The following is a 19715-nucleotide window of genomic DNA, read 5'->3' as shown; positions in this document are numbered from 1 at the left end:
GTACTCGTAGCGTGTCGAGGGAGTCGGCTCTGTTGCCTCTGTAACTCCCCTCCAAAACCTGATCAGATACTTAATGGGATAGCGGTGCTAATTCTGTCAACGCCTGTTCAGCCTGGGCTTGCCACCGGCCGGGAAGGGCTGCGGCCCGTTGCAGGCTGGTGATGGCCTGCAGCCGTTGGCCAAGACTGGTTTGAGTCACCCCCAGGTTAAGCCAGGCGACCGCCAGCCCGGGATCCTGCTTGGTGGCCTGCTCGAAGGCATCGGCCGCTGGCTGCGGGTCACCGCTGGCATGCAGTGCATTGCCCAGCGCAAACCAGCCCATGGCATGGCCGGGCCAGCGTGCGACCATCGCCTGCCAGGCGGGCAGGGCGGCCTCGGCACCGGTGGTTGATTCGAAGGCGGCGATACTGTCGGTGGCCTGCTGCGAAGTGATGCTCTGTGGCAGCTGCCCCGGCGGGAGTGCCACCATGGCCCAGCGGCCACTGCGCGCCCAGGTGGCGTCAAAGCGGCTCATGTCGGTCACCTGACGGGATTGCTCGCCGCTGTGCAGTATCAGCTGTTCTCGTTGTCGGTCGTAACCGATGGCAACCGCGTAATGCCACATCGGCAACAGCGGTAGCGACAGATTCTGCAGCACCACCACCGGGTGTCCGGCGTTCACTTCCGACAAGAGGGCATCGAAGCTGCCGTCCAGCAGATAACCGATGCGGTGATGACGACGCACCGTGGCCATCATCTCCGGTTGCACGCTGCCTTCGCGCCCGGGCACGAATACCTGGGGGATCAGCTGATCCACGCTCACCTCGACGCCGCTGGCATTGAGTGCCATGGCCAGTGAGGCAGGGCCGCACTGGTAGTCGCGCTGACTGTGAAAGGGTACGCCGGTGACATAAGCCTGACCGGGGAGCTGCCCCGCTATGTCCGGTGATAACCGGGGCGTGGCGGCGCAGCCACTCAGCAGTGCCGGCAACATCAGCACCGGCAGCATCTGTACAGGTGATGGCAAAACGCCCGCCAGGCGGACGTTTTGCAGGTGATGACGGAGCGCCTTCAGCGGTTTAAAGAACGCCATTAGCGAGTGAAGGGGAAGACGTGAGTCAGACCCAGCAGATCGGTGACCAGCAGTATGATGAAAACGGTGAGCAGGGCGCCGACCACACCGTTGGCCCCGGCGGGCATGTTATCCAGCTGTTCGGCCATCTGACGCACTTCCTGATCCGACAGGGCGGCGACCCGGGCCTCGACTTCATTCAATTCAACTCCATGGTTAACCAGCTGCTCGCGTACATCGGCACGGGCCAGCAGTGTGCCGATACGTTCGCGCTCGGCACTGATCTGCATCGAATCCAGCGCGCTCTGAGTGGACACCAGCTGGCTCGGCTGGGCCTGAACGGCCAGCGGCATGGTGCCCATCATCAGGGACAGGATCAGTAAAGGGTTGAGTATCCGAAAGAATCTTTTCATTAACATTGTTATTCTCCTTAAACTGGGGGAAGGCGAAATGGATTCGTTCCGAGAGCACGAGTTTCATGTTTGGGATCCGAGTAATGAGTATAGACAGAGTGAAAGAGCAGGGTTGTCATTTGAAGCACCGAAATTAACGGTTTTTACCTGTGAGCGCCGATGATGCCGGTAGCCGTCCTGACTATCTGCGGCAGCGTTTCAAGTGTCATGGCCGCTATTCGACTATTTTGGGAGGCGTTATTTCTGGTTATTTGAAGGGGTACCGGGCGCTGTTGGTGATCTGGTTTTGCTGGCTGCCGGTCCTGGCGGAGGAGAGCGCCGTCGCACTATGGGATCTGGAGGTGGTGGCAATTTTGCCCCATGAGCCCGATGCCTTTACCCAGGGGCTCTTGCTGCACGACGGGTATCTTTATGAAAGTACCGGCCTCTATGACAAATCCAGCCTGCGCAAGCTGGATCCGGAAACAGGGGAGGTAGTGAATCGGCTGGCGCTGGATCCGGCTTATTTCGGTGAAGGGCTGGAGCGGGTCGGTAACCGGCTGATCCAGCTGACATGGAGAGAAGGGCTGGCGCTGGTCTACGATCTGGATACTCTGTCGCTGGTACAGGCTCATCAATACGGCGGAGAGGGCTGGGGTTTGTGCTTTGATGGCGAGGCGCTGTGGATGAGTGACGGCAGTGCTACCCTTTTCCGGCGTGATCCGGTGGACTTTTCCCTACAGGCCAGTGTGATCGTGATGCGAGAGGGGTGGCCCCTGGGTAGGCTTAACGATCTGGCCTGCGTCGACGACTACATTTACGCCAATGTCTGGAAGGAGAACCGTATCGTCAGAATCGACAAGCACAGTGGCCGAGTCGATGCCGACATCGATGCCACCTCGCTGCTGGCCTTGAGTGGTCGGCCCGCAGATCCGGAGGCGGTACTCAACGGCATTGCTCATGACCCGAAGCGTGATGAGTTTTACCTGACCGGCAAGCTCTGGCCCAAGATGTTTCGGGTACGCTTCGTACCGGCAGCACGGTGAATGCAGCGCAGGAAAAGTAAGCGTTTAATGCTTAGATACAGGCGCTGTATGCAGACAAAGGGCCCTCGTCTCCGACTCGCTCAAGCACCTCCCTGTGACGCCCAGCACATGACATCCCTGTCATGTGCTGGTAGGTGAAGCAGATCTTTTTGTCCTCCTTGAAGCTTCGATATCCCCTGCTGGCGACACAAGCAGAGGATGTGAGGCCTCAGGACTCCTCTGCGGGCCCAATCATGGCCGTCTTGTCGGCTTGGCTAACGTGGCCCTGATCCAGAGTCTGAAGTGCCTTGTCGATATTGTCTTCCTGTAACATGGCATCATTCGGGTAGAAATAACGGGCCTGTTGCAGCAACTGCTCCGCTTCCTGCTGTCTATCCAGCCGGTTCAGAGCCAGCGCCATGTTGTAGTAAATGTTGGCCCTGGGAGTATGGAGCACAAATTGCTGGCCCCAGTCGACATAGGCCTGCAGCTCCTCGGTATTTTGCTGCGCCGAGCCTACCGCCAGCCGCAACGACATGGCGTTGAATTCCAGTCGGGTCAGCCAGGCCAGGGGATTGCTGGCGGACAGCAACAGCTCAGGCTCCTTGCCACCGCCTCGTTCATACTGGGTGACGACCCGGGCAGTCTGCAGGCCGGTGAGCATGAAGGGCACCACCAGCGCGGGGATCAGCAGGGCGGCAAAACGGGCCAGCAGCCAGGGGCGGTATGGCTGGCTGTGCAGCGCTTCCAGTCGGGTGTCTATCCAGTACAGCAGTACCAGCAGCGTGATCCAGTGGGCCAGTGAATGATAGAAAGGGTATTCGGTCTGGCTGTGCAGGGCAATGGGCCAAACCAGGGCGGCCAGCGCCAGCGCGTGGCGCCAGGGGGCCTTGAACAGCAGGCGGACTAAGGCCAGCGCCACCGAGACAATGGCCAGCACCGGCAGCAGGCCGCCTTCAATGCCCCAGTAGAGCAGTTCGTTATGAGGATGATCCAGGTTGGGTTCCATCGGTGGCAACAGGCCTTCCGCCACCCGGCTGGCGTTATAAAACTCCATAAACTGACGCTCGAAGTCGCCATAGCCGAAGCCGAACAGCGGAGAAGCCTGGATCATGGCCAGTCCCTGTTGCCAGTAGCCCTTGCGGTAACCGGGGTTGGCCAAGGCCTCGACACCCCGCTGCACTCCCTCGTTCAGCGACTGGGAATATAGGGCTGCCACTATGCCTGCCAGCACCAGGCCCAGGCCGATAAGCAACCGCTTCCGGTCAGTCTGCCAGGCCAGCGGCAGCAGCAGCAAGAGGCCAATCACGCCACCGAGCAGGCCGACCCGGGATTGCAACACCACTAGCAGCAGGGGGACGCTGAACAGCACGGCGCCCAGCCAGAGTTGTCTGATTACCGGCAGGCGGCGCTTGTCTGCCAGCCCCAGATAGCAGGCCAGCATCAGGCCGGTGGCCATGAAACTGGCCATCACATTGGGTTGCTGAAAGATGCCATAGGGACGATTGGTGTCGGTGTTGTAGCCAATCAAGTTGCCGGGCGTCAGCAGATAATACTGAATCAGACCGAGCAGGGCTTCCAGGCTGATGGCGGCAAGCAGCAGATACAGCAGCCGATAACGGGCCGTTTCGTTGAGGCGGCACTGCAGCAGAGCGAAATAGAATAGTAAACCACCCGCCAGCCCCGCCAGCCGGGGCAGGGCGTGATCCGCAAAGCCCCGGTTGGGATAGAGCAGCGGCACCAGCAGCAGTAACAGCACCAGCCAGCACCAGAGGTGAAAACGGCTGTAACTTACGCTGCGATTGAGAGTCATCTGCCACAGTCCCAGGCCCGTCATCAGCGAGATGAAGATCCAGCCCACCATGTTGAACGGCAGATAGAACCCGGAGCCGCCGGGGTTGTGCATAAAGTAATGCATGCCGCCCAGCGACCAGGCGGCGAAACACCAGAACCAGAGGTAGGGTAGTGAAATCCGTGTCATCGTTGCTTCCATGCAGACTAGCGCCCTTTCAGCATAGGTCGTAAAAAGCGAGCCGTGTGAGACTCTTTGTGTTCCGCCACCTGTTCGGGAGTGCCGGTGACCAGGATCTGGCCGCCGCCGCTACCGCCTTCCGGCCCCATGTCGACGATCCAGTCGGCCGTTTTGACCACGTCCAGATTGTGCTCGATGATCACGACAGTGTTGCCGTGATCGCGCAGCCGGTGCAGCACCGTCAGCAACAGCTGAATATCGTGAAAATGCAGCCCGGTGGTGGGCTCGTCCAGAATATAGAGGGTCTGCCCGGTGTCACGCTTGGACAGCTCCTTCGCCAGCTTGACCCGCTGGGCCTCGCCACCGGACAGGGTGGTGGCCGACTGACCCAGCCGAATATAGGACAGGCCCACGTCCATCAAGGTTTGCAGCTTGCGGGAGATGGCCGGTACCGGCGCGAAGAAGTCACTGGCTTCCTCAACCGTCATGTCCAGCACCTCATGGATGCTCAGCCCCTTGTATTTGATCTCCAGGGTTTCCCGGTTATAGCGTTTGCTCTTGCACACATCGCAGGGCACATAGACGTCGGGCAGAAAGTGCATCTCCACCTTGATAAGGCCGTCGCCCTGGCAGGCTTCACAGCGTCCGCCCTTGACGTTGAACGAGAACCGGCCCGGCTTGTAACCCCGGGAACGGGCTTCATGCGTCGCGGCAAACAATTCGCGAATGGGTGTGAAAATACCGGTATAGGTGGCCGGGTTGGAGCGGGGCGTGCGGCCTATGGGGCTTTGATCGATATCCACCACCTTGTCCAGCTTGTCCATGCCCTCGATGCTGTCGTAGGGCGAGGGCTGGCTGACGGTGGCCTTGTTCAGCTCCCGATGGGCGATGGGAAACAGGGTGTTGTTGATCAGGGTCGACTTACCCGAGCCGGATACACCGGTCACACAGGTCATCAGCCCCAGCGGCAGCTTCAGCTCGACGTCTTGCAGGTTGTTGCCGCGGGCGCCGCTCAGCGTTAGCCAGTGCTCACCCGCAGGAGTACGCTGGTCCGGTATGGCGATGCACTCGCGGCCCGACAGATAGGCGCCGGTGAGGGAATCCGGGTTGGCCATGACTTCGGCGGGGGTGCCCTGGGCCACGATTTCTCCGCCGTGCACGCCGGCGCCGGGGCCTATGTCCAGCACATAGTCGGCGGCGCGAATTGCGTCTTCGTCGTGCTCCACCACGATCACGGTGTTGCCCAGATCCCGCAGGTGGGTCAGGGTCGACAGTAAGCGCTCGTTATCTCGCTGGTGCAGGCCGATACTGGGTTCATCCAGTACATACATGACGCCGACCAGGCCGGCGCCAATCTGGCTGGCCAGCCGGATGCGCTGGGCCTCGCCGCCGGACAGGGTGTCGGCGCTGCGCGACAGGGTCAGGTAGTTGAGGCCGACGTTCACCAGAAAGCCCAGCCGCGCGACGATCTCCTTGAAGATCTTGTCGGCGATCTGCGCCTTCTGTCCCGTCAGCTCCATGCCGGTAAAAAAGGCGTGGGCCTCGCCGATGGCCATGTCGGCGACCTGGGGCAGGGTGTGGCCGGCCACAAATACATTGCGCGGCCCTTCTTTCAGGCGGGTGCCGCTGCAGCCTGGGCAGGCGCGATGGCTCTGGTACTTGGCCAGCTCTTCGCGCACCGAGTTGGACTCGGTTTCCCGGTAGCGGCGCTCCATGTTGTGCAATATGCCTTCGAACGGATGCTTGCGCACCAGCACGTCGCCGCGGTCGTTCATGTATTTGAATTCGATGCTGGTGCGGCCAGAGCCGTACAGTACCGCCTGCTGTATCTGTTCCGGCAGCTCCTGGTAGGGAACCTCAAGGTCAAAGTCGTAATGCTCGGCCAGGGACTTGAGCATCTGATAGTAGTAGTAGCTGCGTTTGTCCCAGCCGCGGATGGCGCCGCCGGACAGGCTCAGCTCCGGGTTGCTGATCACCTTGTCCGGATCGACGATCTGCTGCACCCCCAAACCGTCGCAGCTGTCGCAGGCGCCCGCCGGGTTGTTGAACGAGAAGATGCGCGGCTCCAGTTCGGCAATGGAATAGCCACACTGGGGGCAGGCGAAGTTGGCGGAAAAGACCAGGCCGGGGTCATCTGCGTCGTCCATCGACACCACTGAGGCAATGCCGCCGGATAGCTCCAGCGCCGTCTCGAACGATTCCGCCAGCCGCAGCTGCAGATCCTCGCGCACCTTGAAGCGGTCCACCACCACTTCGATGGTATGTTTCTTCTGCAGCTCCAGGCTAGGCGGATCCGACAGGTCACAGACCTCGCCGTCGATGCGGGCGCGAATAAAGCCCTGTGCGGACAGGTTGTCCAGCAGCTTGCTGTGTTCGCCCTTGCGGTTGCGGATCACCGGCGCCAGCAGCATCAGCCGATCGCCCTCCGGTTGTTCCATGACCTTGTCCACCATCTGGCTGATGGTCTGGGCCGCCAGAGGAAGCGAATGGGTAGGGCAGCGGGGCTCGCCCACGCGGGCAAACAGCAGCCGCAGGTAGTCGTAGATTTCGGTAATGGTGCCGACGGTGGAACGTGGATTGTGGGAGGTCGACTTCTGCTCGATGGAAATGGCCGGTGACAGCCCCTCTATATGGTCCACGTCCGGTTTCTCCATCAGCGAGAGAAACTGACGGGCGTAGGCAGAAAGCGACTCCACGTAGCGGCGCTGGCCCTCGGCGTAGAGGGTATCGAAGGCGAGGGACGATTTGCCCGAGCCGGACAAGCCGGTGATGACGATCAGCTTGTCCCGAGGCAGGTCCAGGCTGATGTTTTTCAGGTTATGGGTCCGGGCCCCGCGAACTTCGATTTTATCCATCTGCAGCATTACCTTGGTGTAAATTCGACCGGCTAGTATGGCACTGGATGAATAGCCAGCCAAGGGACAATAAGCATTAATCCTGACAGTGTCACCGTGCTAAACTAGGTCTCTTTTTGATCCTGTTAACGGCGGAAGAATATCCATGAGCGACGAGCAAGGCTTCAGCCCCCGCGAACGGCGGGCCTCGTTTACCCTGGCGAGCATTTTCGGCATGCGGATGCTCGGTTTGTTTATGATTATGCCGGTGTTTGCCCTTTACGGGAAAGATCTGATCGGCTTTTCACCCCTCTGGGTGGGCATCGTCATCGGCATCTATGGCCTGACCCAGGCTGTGTTGCAGATTCCCGCCGGCTGGCTGTCGGACCGCATCGGCCGCAAGCCGGTAATCTATGCCGGTCTGACGCTGTTTGCCCTGGGCTCTGTGGTGGCGGCGCTGTCCGATTCCGTGTATGGCGTGGCCGTCGGTCGTGTACTGCAGGGCTCCGGCGCCATTGCCGGTGCCATTCTGGCGCTGGCCGCCGACATCACCCGGGAAGAAAACCGCACCAAGGCCATGGCCATCATCGGAGTCTGCATCGGTATCTCCTTCGCCATCGCCATGGTGCTGGGCCCGGTGCTGGCGTCCCTGTTCGGTTTGTCGGGTGTTTTCTGGACCACGGCATTGCTGGCGGTAGTCGGCATCCTGATGGTGCGCTTCCTGCTGCCTGAATCGGCTCATCGCGGTCAGATCCGTGATGTGACCGCCGCGCCCGAGCTGTTCGGGCGGCTGCTGAAAGACCGGCAACTGCTGCGACTGGATTTCGGTATCATGCTGTTGCATCTTACCCTGACCGCGGTATTCGTGGCCTTTCCGCTGACCCTGCTCGACGCCGGGCTGGCGGCGGAACACCACTGGTGGCTGTATCTGCCCGCCTTGTTGTTGTCCTTCGTGCTGATAGTGCCCTTTCTGATCCTGGGCGCGCGACGCAATCTGAACAAGCAGCTGTTTCAGGCCTCCATTCTGGTGATGATGGTCGCCCTGTTGCTGATGGCGGCAGGCAAGGGCCAGATCTGGCTGCTGGCGCTGGCGATGGTGCTGTATTTTACCGCCTTCAATTTCATGGAAGCCTCGTTGCCAGCCTTTCTGTCTATGCTGGCGCCGGCGGGCGCTAAGGGCACGGCCATGGGTATTTATTCCACCAGCCAGTTTTTTGGCGCTTTTCTCGGCGGTGTACTGGGTGGGCTATTATTCCAGCAACTGGGTGGTGCCGGGGTCTTTCTGTTGGTGGCGGCCTGCATGGCAGTCTGGTTCTGGCTGGCGGCGGGCATGGCCAACGTGAGCAAGGTTCGGTCTCATATCCTGTCCATCGGTGTTAATATAGAAAACCATGATCGGCGCGAGCAACTGTTGCAGCGGCTGATGGCCCTGCCCGGCGTGCATGAAGCCTTGATTATCCCCGAAGAGGGGGCCGCCTATCTGAAGGTAGATGGCAATATTTTTGAACTGGATCAGGCCCGGCGCCTGATCAACCTGTGAGTGCGGAGCGAGTTATGGCCAATAGAGGCATCAATAAAGTTATCCTGATCGGCCACCTGGGCCAGGATCCCGAAGTACGTTATATGCCCAGCGGGGGCGCGGTTGCCAATATTACCCTGGCCACCAGCGAGAGCTGGCGCGACAAGCAGAGCGGCGAGCAGAAAGAACGTACCGAATGGCACCGGGTGGTGTTCTTCGGCAAGCTGGCCGAAATTGCCGGTGAATATCTGCGCAAAGGCTCTCAGGTCTATGTGGAAGGACGCCTGCAAACCCGCAAGTGGCAAGGCCAGGATGGTCAGGATCGCTATACCACCGAAATCGTGGTCGATGTTGGCGGCAGCATGCAGATGCTGGGTGGACGCCCGCAGGGTGGCGGTCAAAGCGGTGGCCAAAGTGGCGGTCAGGGCGGCTGGGGTCAACAACAAGCTGGCCAGCAGCAGGGCGGTCAGCCACAAGGTGGTCAGCAACAAGGCGGCCAGGGTAACTGGGGGCAGCAGGGTGGCCAGCAACAGGGTGCGCCTCAGGGGCAGCCCCAGTACGGCCAGCAAAACAAGCCGGCGCCGAAACCCCAGAGCCAGCCTCAGAATCAGGCCCCCGTCTACAATGAACCGCCGATGGACTTCGATGACGATATCCCATTCTAGGACATAAACGGTAACATTCGTAACGAATACCATGTAAGCCCCTGTTATCAGGGGCTTTTTATTAGCTGTTATTGTGGCGATAATGGCCAAAAAGCCTTATCTTTCAGGCAGGCCCGTGAGAATGACACGCACTTGCTGTATCGTTTTATACAGGTTCACGATAATGGAACATCAGGGAAGGAACGCCGGAATCAGCCGGAGTCAGTCAGGGAACATCAATGAGATTTACCAATCAGTTTATTGCCACCATCACCATGTGCATACTGGCGGCCGTGCTGATGGTGCTGATAGGAGCCGGGATCAGCTTCTATCAGATGGGAACCGCCTACCAGCAGCGGCAGGTCGATTCGGTGGTGCGCCTGGTCAATGAAGGCTGGCAAAGTGGCGCCGAACGGCAGGAGAGCATAGTTCGCTGGTTGCCGGCGCTGCTCGATGTGAACGACATTATCGACTTTTCGGTTCAGAATGAGTCTGGCCCGCAGTATCGTTATCAGTCTGGCCAGCAGCTGCAGGCCGATGAGCTTTCCCTCGAATACCAACAGCCATTGAGTGCACATCCGGGTCTGAGTGTGCATCTGGTGTTGCGCCCGCCTTTTTATGAAATTGATCACTCCCTGGCTGCTCTTTCTGGCGTGACCGCCGCTATTATACTGGTGTTCGTCGGCATGCTGTTCAGCCTGCGCTGGTTTCGTCGACAGCTGCGAGGTGCCGAGCTACTCGATCTACGTGGCCAGTTGATCCTCGAAGGTAAGCTCAGCATGTTGCAGCATAATCCGCAGGAGGAATGGCCGCATCAGGCCAGTCAGGCGCTGGACAAGCTGCTTCGTGATCTGAAAGAGGCGGGCAAGGAACGCAGTCGGTTTGATACCTTCATGCGTGCCAATGTGTTTGTAGACAAAAAAATCGGCATCGGCAACCGGGTGTTTTTCGATAACCGGCTGGAGGCTGCGTTGAATGATCCGTCCAGTCACTCCGGGGCCCTGTTGCTGGTGGAGCTACAGGATCTGGAGCCGATCAACTACAAACTGGGCTACGAGCGGGGCGATGAGCTGCTGACGTCGGCCTCGGTCTATCTGGGGCACTTGATCCGCCGTTATCCCGGGGCCTTGCAGGCCCGCTACACCGGTAATACCTTCGCTCTGCTGTTTCCTAACCTGGTGGAAAGCGAAGCGCAGGAAGCGGCGCGGCAGGTGATGAAGCTGCTACGCCGTCTGCACTGGCCGGATGAGGTACGAGAGCCTGCGCTGTTTATCGGCGGCGTCTGTTTTCGCTGTGGTGAATTGTTGCCTCAGGTGGAAGAGGAAGCCGAGTTGGCGCTGCGTAGCGCAGCTCTGCAGGGCGGTGATGGTTACTTCATGTATTACAAGGGCGTGACCGAAGAGAGCAGTGGCAAGGGAACTGTGCGCTGGCGCACTTTGCTAGGCCGTCAACTGGAGCAGGACAGGGTTCGGCTCGACCGGCAGGGCATCTATACCGGGCCGGAGCAGGAGCCGATCATCTATGAGCTGTTGGCCCGGATCCAGGACGAGCAGGGCAGAGAGCTGTCGGCCGGGCATTTTCTGCCCATGGCGGAAAAATGTGGCCTGTTGAAGGAGCTGGATTGTGCCATGGTGCTGCGCGCCCTGACGCTGCTGCAGGAAAGCGATCGGTGTTCGCCCCTGGCACTCAATATTTCCGCGGCCAGCCTGTTGAATGGCGGCTTTCATCGCTGGTTGATTTTCGAATTGATCCAGTTGCCCAAAGCGCAGCTCAATGGGTTGGTGATCGAGCTGTCGGAAGCCCAGGTGAGCCGGCATTTTCAGGCCTTGAGCAAGCCGCTGCGCGCGCTCAAGGCGTTGGGTTGTGGACTGGCGGTGGATCATGCTGGGCAGGATGTGGTGAGTGCGCAATATATCAAGGACTATGAGCTGGATTATCTCAAGCTGCATCCCAGCCTGGTGCGAGACATCGACGGCAAACCCGTCAATCAGATGGCGGTCAGAAGCCTGGTCGGCAACAGTGTCGGCAGCCGGACGCGAGTGATTGCGGTGGGCGTCGAAACCGCCGCCGAATGGGAATGCCTGCATCAGCTGGGTGTCTATGCCGGTCAGGGCTATTTTTTCTCCCGCCCGGAACGATTTGAACTGCTATAGCGCACCTCGCGCGCCCTGCATGCCGCCGGTGTGCAGAAACAACAGGCGGCTGCCGGCGGCATAGCGGCCGTCGGCAATATCCCGAAACAGCCCCAACAGCGCCTTGCCGCTGTAGATGGCTTCGAGGGGTACCTTGAGCTGCACTGCCAGTTCGGCGATGGCCGCCTTGTCGGCCGCCGAGCTTTTGGCATAGCCGCCGCCGTGGTGGCTCAGTTCGAGTTGCCAGCCGTTATCCTGTGCCGCCGGCGGATACAGTCGACACACCTCCTCGGCCAGCCAGCCTGCGCCCTTCAAGACCGCATAGCCGCGTACCCGGGTGCTGGCCGGGCGGGCGGACAGCAGCCCGGCCAGGGTGCCGCCACTGGCCACCGGCAGTATGACTTCATCCAGTTCGGGCAACTCCTGCCCCACCTCTTGCCACAATTCAGCTACACCCGGCAGGGCCTGCGGGCAGCTGCCGCCTTCGGGAATAATGAGATAACCGGGATGGCGCCGGGTCAGCTCTGCCAGCCAGTCGGCGTCCTGACGGCGGCGGTACTGCTGCCGGTCGACAAATTCCAGCGTCATACCCCAGCGACGGGCGTCTTCAAGAGTGGGATTGTTGCTATGGGATTCGCCTCGCACCATGCCCACTGTGGGCAGGCCCAGCCGGTGGCCGGCGGCGGCCAGGGCGTGCAGGTGATTGGAATAGGCACCGCCGAAGCTGAGCAGCCCCCCGGCTTGCTCCGACAGCGCCTGGCGCAGTGTATATTTCAGTTTGCGCCACTTGTTGCCCGAGATAAGATGATGCAGCAGGTCATCGCGCTTGATCCACAGGGTCAGCCGATGTTGTTCCAGCAGGGGGTGGCAGAGCCGCTGCAGTGGCGAGGGGCGCTGCAGCTGGTACAGATGTTGCCAGCAAGAAAGATCAGACACGAAAAATTAATACCACAGGGATGATCGTGCAAGTGTAGGGAACTTATCCTGTTATTCAAGCTCATCCCCCTCTGTGAGCGGCTTTAGCTGCGCTTGCTCCTTGCCTGAAACCGGCTGCATTGATAAAGTTAGCCGCACTTTCCGGTTTCTCAACCTAGGATCCCCTTCAGCATATGTTTAAAAAGCTAAGAGGCATGTTTTCCAACGATCTTTCCATCGATCTGGGAACAGCCAACACTCTCATCTACGTCAAAGATCAGGGCATTGTTCTGAACGAGCCTTCCGTCGTGGCGATTCGCCAGGAAAGATCCGGTTCGGCCCAGAGTGTTGCCGCCGTCGGCCATGCCGCCAAACAGATGCTGGGACGGACTCCTGGCAATATCGCCGCCATCCGTCCGATGAAAGACGGCGTGATTGCCGATTTTTATGTCACCGAGAAAATGCTGCAGCATTTTATCAAACAGGTGCACGACAATAATTTCTTCCGCCCCAGTCCGCGTGTGCTGGTGTGCGTGCCTTGCGGCTCTACTCAGGTAGAGCGCAGGGCCATCAAGGAATCAGCCCTGGGTGCCGGTGCCCGTGAGGTCTATCTGATCGACGAGCCCATGGCTGCGGCCATCGGTGCCGGCCTGCCGGTCTCCGAAGCCACCGGCTCCATGGTGGTGGACATCGGTGGTGGTACCACAGAAGTAGCCATCATCTCCCTCAACGGTGTGGTGTATTCCCAGTCGGTACGGGTGGGCGGCGATCGCTTCGACGAGTCCATCATCAATTATGTGCGCCGCAACTACGGCTCTCTGATCGGTGAAGCGACCGCCGAGCGTATCAAGCACGCGGTGGGCTCGGCCTATCCGGGTGACGAGGTGCTGGAAATCGAAGTGCGCGGCCGCAACCTGGCCGAAGGGGTACCGCGCAGCTTTACCCTGAACTCCAACGAGATCCTGGAAGCGCTGCAAGAGCCGCTCTCGGGTATCGTCAGTGCCGTCATGGTAGCGCTGGAACAGTCACCGCCCGAACTGGCTTCCGATATTTCCGAGCGGGGCATGGTGCTCACCGGCGGTGGCGCCCTGCTGCGCGATCTGGACCGGTTATTGATGGAAGAAACCGGCATTCCCGTCGTGGTCGCCGATGATCCCATGACCTGTGTTGCCCGTGGTGGTGGCAAGGCGTTGGAAATGATCGACATGCACGGCGGGGATCTGTTCCATTACGATTGATAACGGGGCCGGGTTCTCCGGCCTGTCTATTCCGCTATGAAACCGATTTTCGGTCGTGGTCCTTCCTTACCTATCCGCCTGGCACTGGCGGTGGTTGCGTCTTTGCTGCTGATTATCGCCGACAGTCGCTATCACAGCTTTACCGGGGCCAAGGTCTATCTCAACTCGCTGGTGAGTCCTCTGCAGTACATGGCCAACAGCCCTCGGCTGTTGCTCGATGCCGCCTCCAGTCAGCTGATGTCGCGCCAGTCTCTGCTGGCCCAGTCCCAACGCCTGGATCAGGAGCTGTTCCTGTTGCGGGACGATCTGTTGCGGCTGCGTCATCTCGAGCAGGAAAATCAACGTCTGCGCGATTTGCTTGGCTCGCCGGTGCGCTTCGATACTCGTCGCATGGTGGCGGAGATCATGGCGGTAGACACGGATCCCTTCTCTCACCAGGTAGTAATCGATAAAGGCAGTCTCGAAGGGGTGTTCGAAGGCCAGCCGGTGCTCAATGAGCAGGGTGTTGTCGGGCAGGTTATTTCGGTGGGCAAGACCACCAGTCGGGTGCTGCTGATCACCGATACCAGCCACGGTATACCGGTGCGAGTGGCGCGCAACGATATCAGGGCCATCGCCAGTGGCAGTGGCCAGCTCGATCGGCTGTTGTTGCACAACATTACCCGCAACACCGATATCCGCGAGGGGGATGTACTGCTCAGTTCCGGCCTGGCAGGACGCTTTCCCGAAGGGTATCCGGTCGGACGGGTCAGCCGGGTCGGTTACGAAGAAGGCCAGCCCTTTGCCGATATTCGGGTACAGCCCTTCGCCGCCCTCGATAGGGTGCGTTACCTGCTGTTGCTGTGGCCTGAGCCAAAGGTCATCGATGTGGATGACGTCGCATCAGAGCAAGCGGCAGAAGGAGCCCCTCAATGAGAAGCTTTTCCCTGAAGGGACGGCTGGTGATCGGCGTCAGCCTGTTGCTGGCGCTGATCCTGTCGATTTTGCCGCTGCCGGATCTGATCGCGCCTTTCCGGCCCGACTGGCTGCTGGTTACCCTGATTTACTGGACTATAGCCCTGCCGCACCGGGCCAACGTGGGCACGGCGTTTTTCTCGGGACTGATGCTGGATTTGCTGCTCGGCTCTGTGCTGGGCGTCCATGCCCTGGCGCTGGTGATACCCGTGTACCTCGCCGCCGCCCAGTTTCAGCGCATGCGCAACTACTCGGTCTGGCAGCAGGCCTTCGTGGTCGGCGCCCTAGCGATACTGAACAAGCTGCTGATCTTCTGGGCCGCCTACATGAACCGTGATATTCAGCTCGATTATCCCTATTTCTGGTCCATCGTCAGCAGCATGGTGTTCTGGCCCTGGATTTTTCTGCTGCTGCGTAAATGCCGGCGGCAATTCGCCCTGTCGTGAGTCTGTTCATGCCCCCCTTGCTTTATCTTGCTTCCGCCTCGCCCCGCCGAAGTGAATTGCTGGTCATGCTGGAAGTGCCGTTCGAGCTGGTGTTGCCCCGGGTCGAAGAACAACGTCGGCCCAATGAGGCGGCGGCGGACTATGTGCAGCGCCTGGCCCAAGACAAGGCCACCGCCGGAGCCGCCATGGCACCCCGCCCCCTGCCGGTGCTGGCCGGCGATACCATAGTGGTGCTGGATGACGATGTGCTGGAGAAGCCGGTAGACAAGGCCGATGGCCTGTCCATGCTACGACGACTGTCCGGTCGCAACCATCAGGTGATGACCGCCATGGCATTGGCCTGGCAAGGCCGGCTCGAGGTGGTGCTGGTCACTACCGAGGTCAGCTTCCGGACGCTGAGCGAAACCGATATCGAGCGTTACTGGGCCAGTGGTGAGCCGACCGACAAGGCCGGTGGCTACGGTATTCAGGGGCTGGCCGGCCGCTTCGTGGTACGCATCAACGGCAGTTACAGCGCCGTGGTCGGATTGCCGCTGGTGGAAACCGAAGCCCTGTTGCGCCGGGGTGGGGTTTTGTCGGGCTGACCCCTTATCTGGCCGCCATTCTATGGTAGTTTAGAGACCCTTTAATTCACCTATGGCGGAACAGGCATGTCTGCAGAACTGATAATCAATATGACCCCCGCGGAAACCCGGGTGGCGCTGGTGGAAAACGGTATTCTGCAGGAAGTGCATGTGGAGCGTCAGGCCCGACGTGGCATCGTCGGCAATATCTACAAAGGCAAGGTTAGTCGGGTGCTGCCCGGCATGCAGGCGGCCTTTGTCGATATTGGCGGTGAGCGGGCGGCGTTTCTGCATGCCTCCGACATAGTGCCTCATACCGAATGCGTAGATACCAAGGAACAGGCGCATTTTCAGGCCGGCAATATCGCCGAGCTGGTCCGCCAGGGCCAGGACATAGTGGTACAGGTGGTCAAGGATCCCCTGGGTACCAAAGGTGCGCGCCTGACCACCGATATCACCTTGCCGTCTCGCTATCTGGTGTTCATGCCCGGTAGCGCCTATGTGGGGGTTTCTCAGCGCATCGACTCGGAGCAGGAGCGGGAGCGCCTCAAGCAGATCGTGGGCAGTTATGTCGACGAGCAGGGCGGCTATATCATCCGCACCGCCGCCGAAGGCATCGGTGAAACCGAGCTGGCGCAGGATGCGGCCTTTCTCAAGCGGTTGTGGCGCAAAATCCAGGAACGGCGCGGCAAATATCCTTCCTGCTCCATCTTGTATGAAGATCTGGGACTGGCCTGTCGTATCGTGCGGGATTTCGTCGGCGCCGAGCTGGACCGGATCCGGGTCGACTCCCGTATCACCTACGAGACGATGTGTACCTTCGTCGAGGAATTCGTGCCCGAGCTGTCCGGCAAGATCGAGTATTATCAGGGCAGCTCGCCGATCTTCGACCTTTACGATGTGGAAAACGAGATTCAGCGGGCGCTGGATCGCAAGGTCGAGCTCAAGTCCGGTGGCTACCTCATCATCGATCAGACTGAGGCCATGACCACGGTCGACATCAACACCGGCGCCTTCGTCGGCCACCGCAATCTCGAAGAAACCATTTTCAACACCAATACCGAAGCCACCCAGGCCATCGCCCGCCAGCTGCGGCTGCGCAACCTGGGCGGCATCATCATCATCGACTTCATCGATATGTACGACGAGGATCACAAGCGACGGGTGCTGCACAGCCTGGGACTGGCGCTGTCGAGGGACAGGGCCAAGACCAACGTCAACGGTTTTTCCCAGCTGGGGCTGGTGGAAATGACCCGCAAGCGCACCCGGGAAAGCCTGGAACATATACTCTGTGGCGCCTGCCCCGAGTGCAATGGCCGGGCCCGGGTCAAGACGGTGGAAACCGTCTGTTACGAGATACTGCGCGAGATAACGAGGGTCAACAAGGCCTACGACGCCGACAAGTTCGTGGTCTATGCAGCCCTGGCCGTGGCTTCGGCGTTGCAGGAGGATGAGTCCCACATGCTGGCGGAGCTGGAGGTGTTTATCGGCAAGCAGGTCAAGGTCAGCAGCGAGCCCCTGTATAACCAGGAACAGTTTGACGTGGTGATGATGTAGTGTCTGTGGTGTTCAGGCGAGGGTTGAACTGGGCCTGGCTGGGTCTGGCGGTAACGGCGGTGCTGCTGGCGGTGCTGGTGACCCTGCTGCGCTTCGGCTCGCCCTGGCTGGCCAGCTGGCAGCAGCAGTGGCTGGATCGGCTGTTGAGCGAGCAGCAGCTGACCCTGGAAGTGGGCCACCTGGGCCTGCGCTGGCAGGATTACGGCCCTGTGCTGGTGGTGAACGAGGTCAGCCTGCACCGCCCCGAAGAGCCGGCCATCACCCTGCGTCGCGCCCTGGTGAGTGTGCAGTTATGGCAAAGTCTGCGCCAGTGGCGGCCTGTGCTGAATGAACTGACCCTGGATGGCCTGCGTCTGCCCCTGAACCTGAGCGGCGAACGCAAGGCCGCCCAAGACACCGATTTGAGCTGGTTGCCCCATCTGGCGCTCGATGGGGTGGAGCGCTTCTCCCTGCACGATGCCCTGCTGGTGGTGACCACACCGCAGCAGGACTTGTTCGAGCTGCATCTTCCTGCCCTGCACTGGCAGAATGCGCCCGGTCTGCATCAGGGGCAGGGCCGCCTGGGTTTTGGTCCCGATACCGACCAGCAAGTGCGCATCAGCAGCCGTTTTGCCGGTCCGAGCGATCGGCTCGATGGCAGCATCTATCTGCAAGCCGATGGTGTCGATGCCTCGGCCATGATCTCCCGTATCCGGCCAGGGGACCCGGAGGTGAGCGCCGATCTCGACTTCGAACTGTGGCTGGAATGGCAACAGGGTCAGCTCAGCGCCGGGATGCTCGACCTGGGCGAAAACCAGCTGCGCTGGGGCGATGATCATCAGGTGTCGGTTGGTGGCGGTAGGGTGCAGTGGCAGCCGACAGAAGCGGGCTGGCAGCTGGCCAGCAGCAATATCGACATCAGTGTCGACGGTGATGCCTGGCCGAGCTGGCACCTTCAGCTGGACAGACAGCAGGAGCGGCTGCATGGCTATCTGGATCGGCTCACCTTTACCGATCTGGCCCTGCTGGCCCAGTGGGGCGAAAGCTTCTGGCCGGCCACCGCTCGCCAGCTGGCGGGTATTGCTCCCAGGGGCCATCTGACCAACCTCTATTTTTCCTCCACCGTTGCCGGTGACGACTGGCGCTGGCAGGGCGAGCTGGAAGACGTCAGTACCAGCGCCTTCGAATGGACACCGCAAACCCGGGGCCTCAATGGCCATTTTCTGCTGGCTACCAACCAGGGCCAATTGAGCTTGAATCAGCAAGAGGCGGCCGACTGGGTCTACGACGGTACCTTCCGTGAGCCCTGGCCGATGCAGCGGCTGTCGACCGGGTTGCGCTGGCAGAAGCAATCGGACGGCTGGCTGTTGTGGAGCGACACGCTTGCGGTAAACACCGCCGATCTGGCGCTGCAGGGCTGGTTCAGCCTGAAGTTACCGAGCCAGGGCGCGCCCCTGCTCAGCACCTCGGCGCGGGTAGATGTCTTGCGGGCCGAGCGGGCTTTCAGTTATTTCCCCGAGCCGCTGATGGGCGCGCCGCTGGTGGACTATCTGCAGGGAGCCATCCGCAGGGGCCAGGCCGACGGTGCCGAGGTGCTCTGGTACGGTCGGCTCAACGGCTTTCCCTATAAAAATGGCAGCGGTATTTTTCAGGCCCGGGTACCGCTGCGTCAGGCCGAGTTTCGCTTCGATCCACACTGGCAGCCGCTGACCGATCTCAGCCTGGATCTGCTGTTTGAAAATGATGGCCTTTACATGCGGGGATCAGAGGGGCGGTTGGGTGCTGTGACCGCACGCGCCATCGATGCGCGCATAGTGCCGCTGAAGAAGGCAGCCAAACTGCAGCTCAGTGCCGACATCGCAGGAGAAGGCGAGGCGGTGACTGCCTATCTGCAGGACTCTCCCCTGGCGACCTCGGTCGGCACCACCCTGGGGCAAGTACAGGTGACGGGCCCGCTGAAAGGCCGACTGGCGCTGGAAATTCCGTTGCACGGCGGCCAGGTGGCGGTAGACGGCCAGGTCGACTTTGCGCACAACAGGGTGCGAGTCAAACCGCTGGATCTGCTGCTCGACGAGGTCAGCGGTCGTTTGCTGTTCGATGATCGGCAAACCCGGTTCGAGGCCATGGAGGCCAACTGGAACGGGCAACCACTGAAGCTGGATTACCGCGGGCAGCAGACCGCTGCCGGCTACGAGGTGGGCATCGACATGAGAGGGCGGCTGCAGGCAGCCGAGCTGGCACGAGTGTATCCTCCGCTGCAGGCGTTACGCGGCGCGGCCGACTGGCGCGGCAAACTCAAGCTGACGCTGGCGGAGCAGGGTGAACTGGATTATCGCTTCGAGGCCGACTCTGCGCTGCAAGGTCTGGCCAGCCGCTTGCCACCACCGCTGAACAAGGTAGGCAAGCAATCCTGGCCGAGCCACCTCGAGCTGAGTGGCGATGGCCAACAGGCGCGGATTGAGCTGACCCTGGGGGAGCATATTCGGGGGCTGGC

15 protein-coding genes are annotated in these 19715 nt (G+C 60.5%); 10 read left to right on the top strand and 5 right to left on the bottom strand.

Annotated features, from left to right (window positions below):
• Positions 1-70: 70 nt before the first annotated feature.
• Together UN63_RS11540 and UN63_RS11535 are read right to left on the bottom strand one after the other, a co-directional pair.
• The gene (locus tag UN63_RS11540; protein ID WP_219821159.1) at positions 71-1006 is read right to left on the bottom strand and encodes a PA2778 family cysteine peptidase; all 936 of its coding nucleotides are present in this window, start codon (positions 1004-1006) and stop codon (positions 71-73) included.
• 65 nt (positions 1007-1071) lie between these two features.
• The gene (locus UN63_RS11535) at positions 1072-1464 is read right to left on the bottom strand and encodes a PA2779 family protein (protein WP_104486916.1); all 393 of its coding nucleotides are present in this window, start codon (positions 1462-1464) and stop codon (positions 1072-1074) included.
• 149 nt (positions 1465-1613) lie between these two features.
• Between UN63_RS11535 and UN63_RS11530 the strand changes: the two genes are divergently transcribed.
• Positions 1614-2489, top strand: a complete 876-nt coding sequence (locus tag UN63_RS11530; RefSeq protein ID WP_229793424.1) for a glutaminyl-peptide cyclotransferase — start codon at positions 1614-1616, stop codon at positions 2487-2489.
• Between the two features lie 208 nt (positions 2490-2697).
• Here UN63_RS11530 and UN63_RS11525 read toward each other — a convergent pair whose 3' ends face one another.
• Both UN63_RS11525 and uvrA read right to left on the bottom strand, forming a co-directional pair.
• Positions 2698-4449, bottom strand: coding sequence for a PglL family O-oligosaccharyltransferase (locus UN63_RS11525; RefSeq protein ID WP_104486897.1), 1752 nt, complete (start codon positions 4447-4449; stop codon positions 2698-2700).
• 17 nt (positions 4450-4466) lie between these two features.
• On the bottom strand, positions 4467-7295 hold the full coding sequence (gene uvrA / locus UN63_RS11520; protein ID WP_104486914.1) for an excinuclease ABC subunit UvrA: 2829 nt from the start codon (positions 7293-7295) through the stop codon (positions 4467-4469).
• A 145-nt stretch (positions 7296-7440) separates the two neighbouring features.
• Between uvrA and UN63_RS11515 the strand changes: the two genes are divergently transcribed.
• From UN63_RS11515 to UN63_RS11505, 3 genes are all read left to right on the top strand, one after another.
• A complete protein-coding gene (locus UN63_RS11515) occupies positions 7441-8814 on the top strand; it encodes an MFS transporter (RefSeq protein ID WP_104486896.1) in 1374 nt (457 codons plus the stop codon).
• A gap of 14 nt (positions 8815-8828) precedes the next feature.
• Positions 8829-9458, top strand: a complete 630-nt coding sequence (ssb, locus tag UN63_RS11510; RefSeq protein ID WP_104486895.1) for a single-stranded DNA-binding protein — start codon at positions 8829-8831, stop codon at positions 9456-9458.
• A 218-nt stretch (positions 9459-9676) separates the two neighbouring features.
• Positions 9677-11590 (top strand): EAL domain-containing protein, encoded by a 1914-nt coding sequence (locus UN63_RS11505; RefSeq protein WP_104486894.1) that lies wholly within the window; start codon positions 9677-9679, stop codon positions 11588-11590.
• On the opposite strand, the gene UN63_RS11500 is transcribed toward UN63_RS11505, so the two are convergent.
• A complete protein-coding gene (locus UN63_RS11500) occupies positions 11585-12505 on the bottom strand; it encodes a 1-aminocyclopropane-1-carboxylate deaminase/D-cysteine desulfhydrase (RefSeq protein ID WP_229793423.1) in 921 nt (306 codons plus the stop codon). The two genes, UN63_RS11505 and UN63_RS11500, sit on opposite strands and share 6 nt — an antisense overlap.
• 173 nt (positions 12506-12678) lie before the next feature.
• On the opposite strand from UN63_RS11500, the gene UN63_RS11495 reads away from it, so the two are divergent.
• The 6 genes from UN63_RS11495 to UN63_RS11470 all read left to right on the top strand — a co-directional run.
• Positions 12679-13722: a rod shape-determining protein gene (locus UN63_RS11495; protein WP_104486893.1), complete on the top strand. Its 1044-nt coding sequence runs from the start codon at positions 12679-12681 to the stop codon at positions 13720-13722.
• 36 nt (positions 13723-13758) lie between these two features.
• On the top strand, positions 13759-14637 hold the full coding sequence (gene mreC, locus UN63_RS11490; protein WP_104486892.1) for a rod shape-determining protein MreC: 879 nt from the start codon (positions 13759-13761) through the stop codon (positions 14635-14637).
• The gene (gene mreD, locus UN63_RS11485) at positions 14634-15122 is read left to right on the top strand and encodes a rod shape-determining protein MreD (RefSeq protein ID WP_104486891.1); all 489 of its coding nucleotides are present in this window, start codon (positions 14634-14636) and stop codon (positions 15120-15122) included. Before mreC ends, mreD begins: the two co-directional genes overlap by 4 nt.
• Before the next feature lie 8 nt (positions 15123-15130).
• Positions 15131-15706, top strand: a complete 576-nt coding sequence (locus UN63_RS11480; protein WP_104486890.1) for a Maf family protein — start codon at positions 15131-15133, stop codon at positions 15704-15706.
• A gap of 66 nt (positions 15707-15772) precedes the next feature.
• Complete coding sequence (rng, locus tag UN63_RS11475) at positions 15773-17242, top strand: ribonuclease G (protein ID WP_104486889.1); 1470 nt, start codon at positions 15773-15775, stop codon at positions 17240-17242.
• A gap of 23 nt (positions 17243-17265) precedes the next feature.
• Positions 17266-19715: YhdP family protein (locus tag UN63_RS11470; RefSeq protein WP_244905178.1), on the top strand; the 2450-nt coding region annotated here is incomplete at its 3' end.

The organism is Oceanisphaera arctica, assembly GCF_002936955.1.
GTDB lineage: Bacteria > Pseudomonadota > Gammaproteobacteria > Enterobacterales > Aeromonadaceae > Oceanimonas > Oceanimonas arctica.
This window is presented reverse-complemented; position numbering and strand designations above follow the sequence as displayed.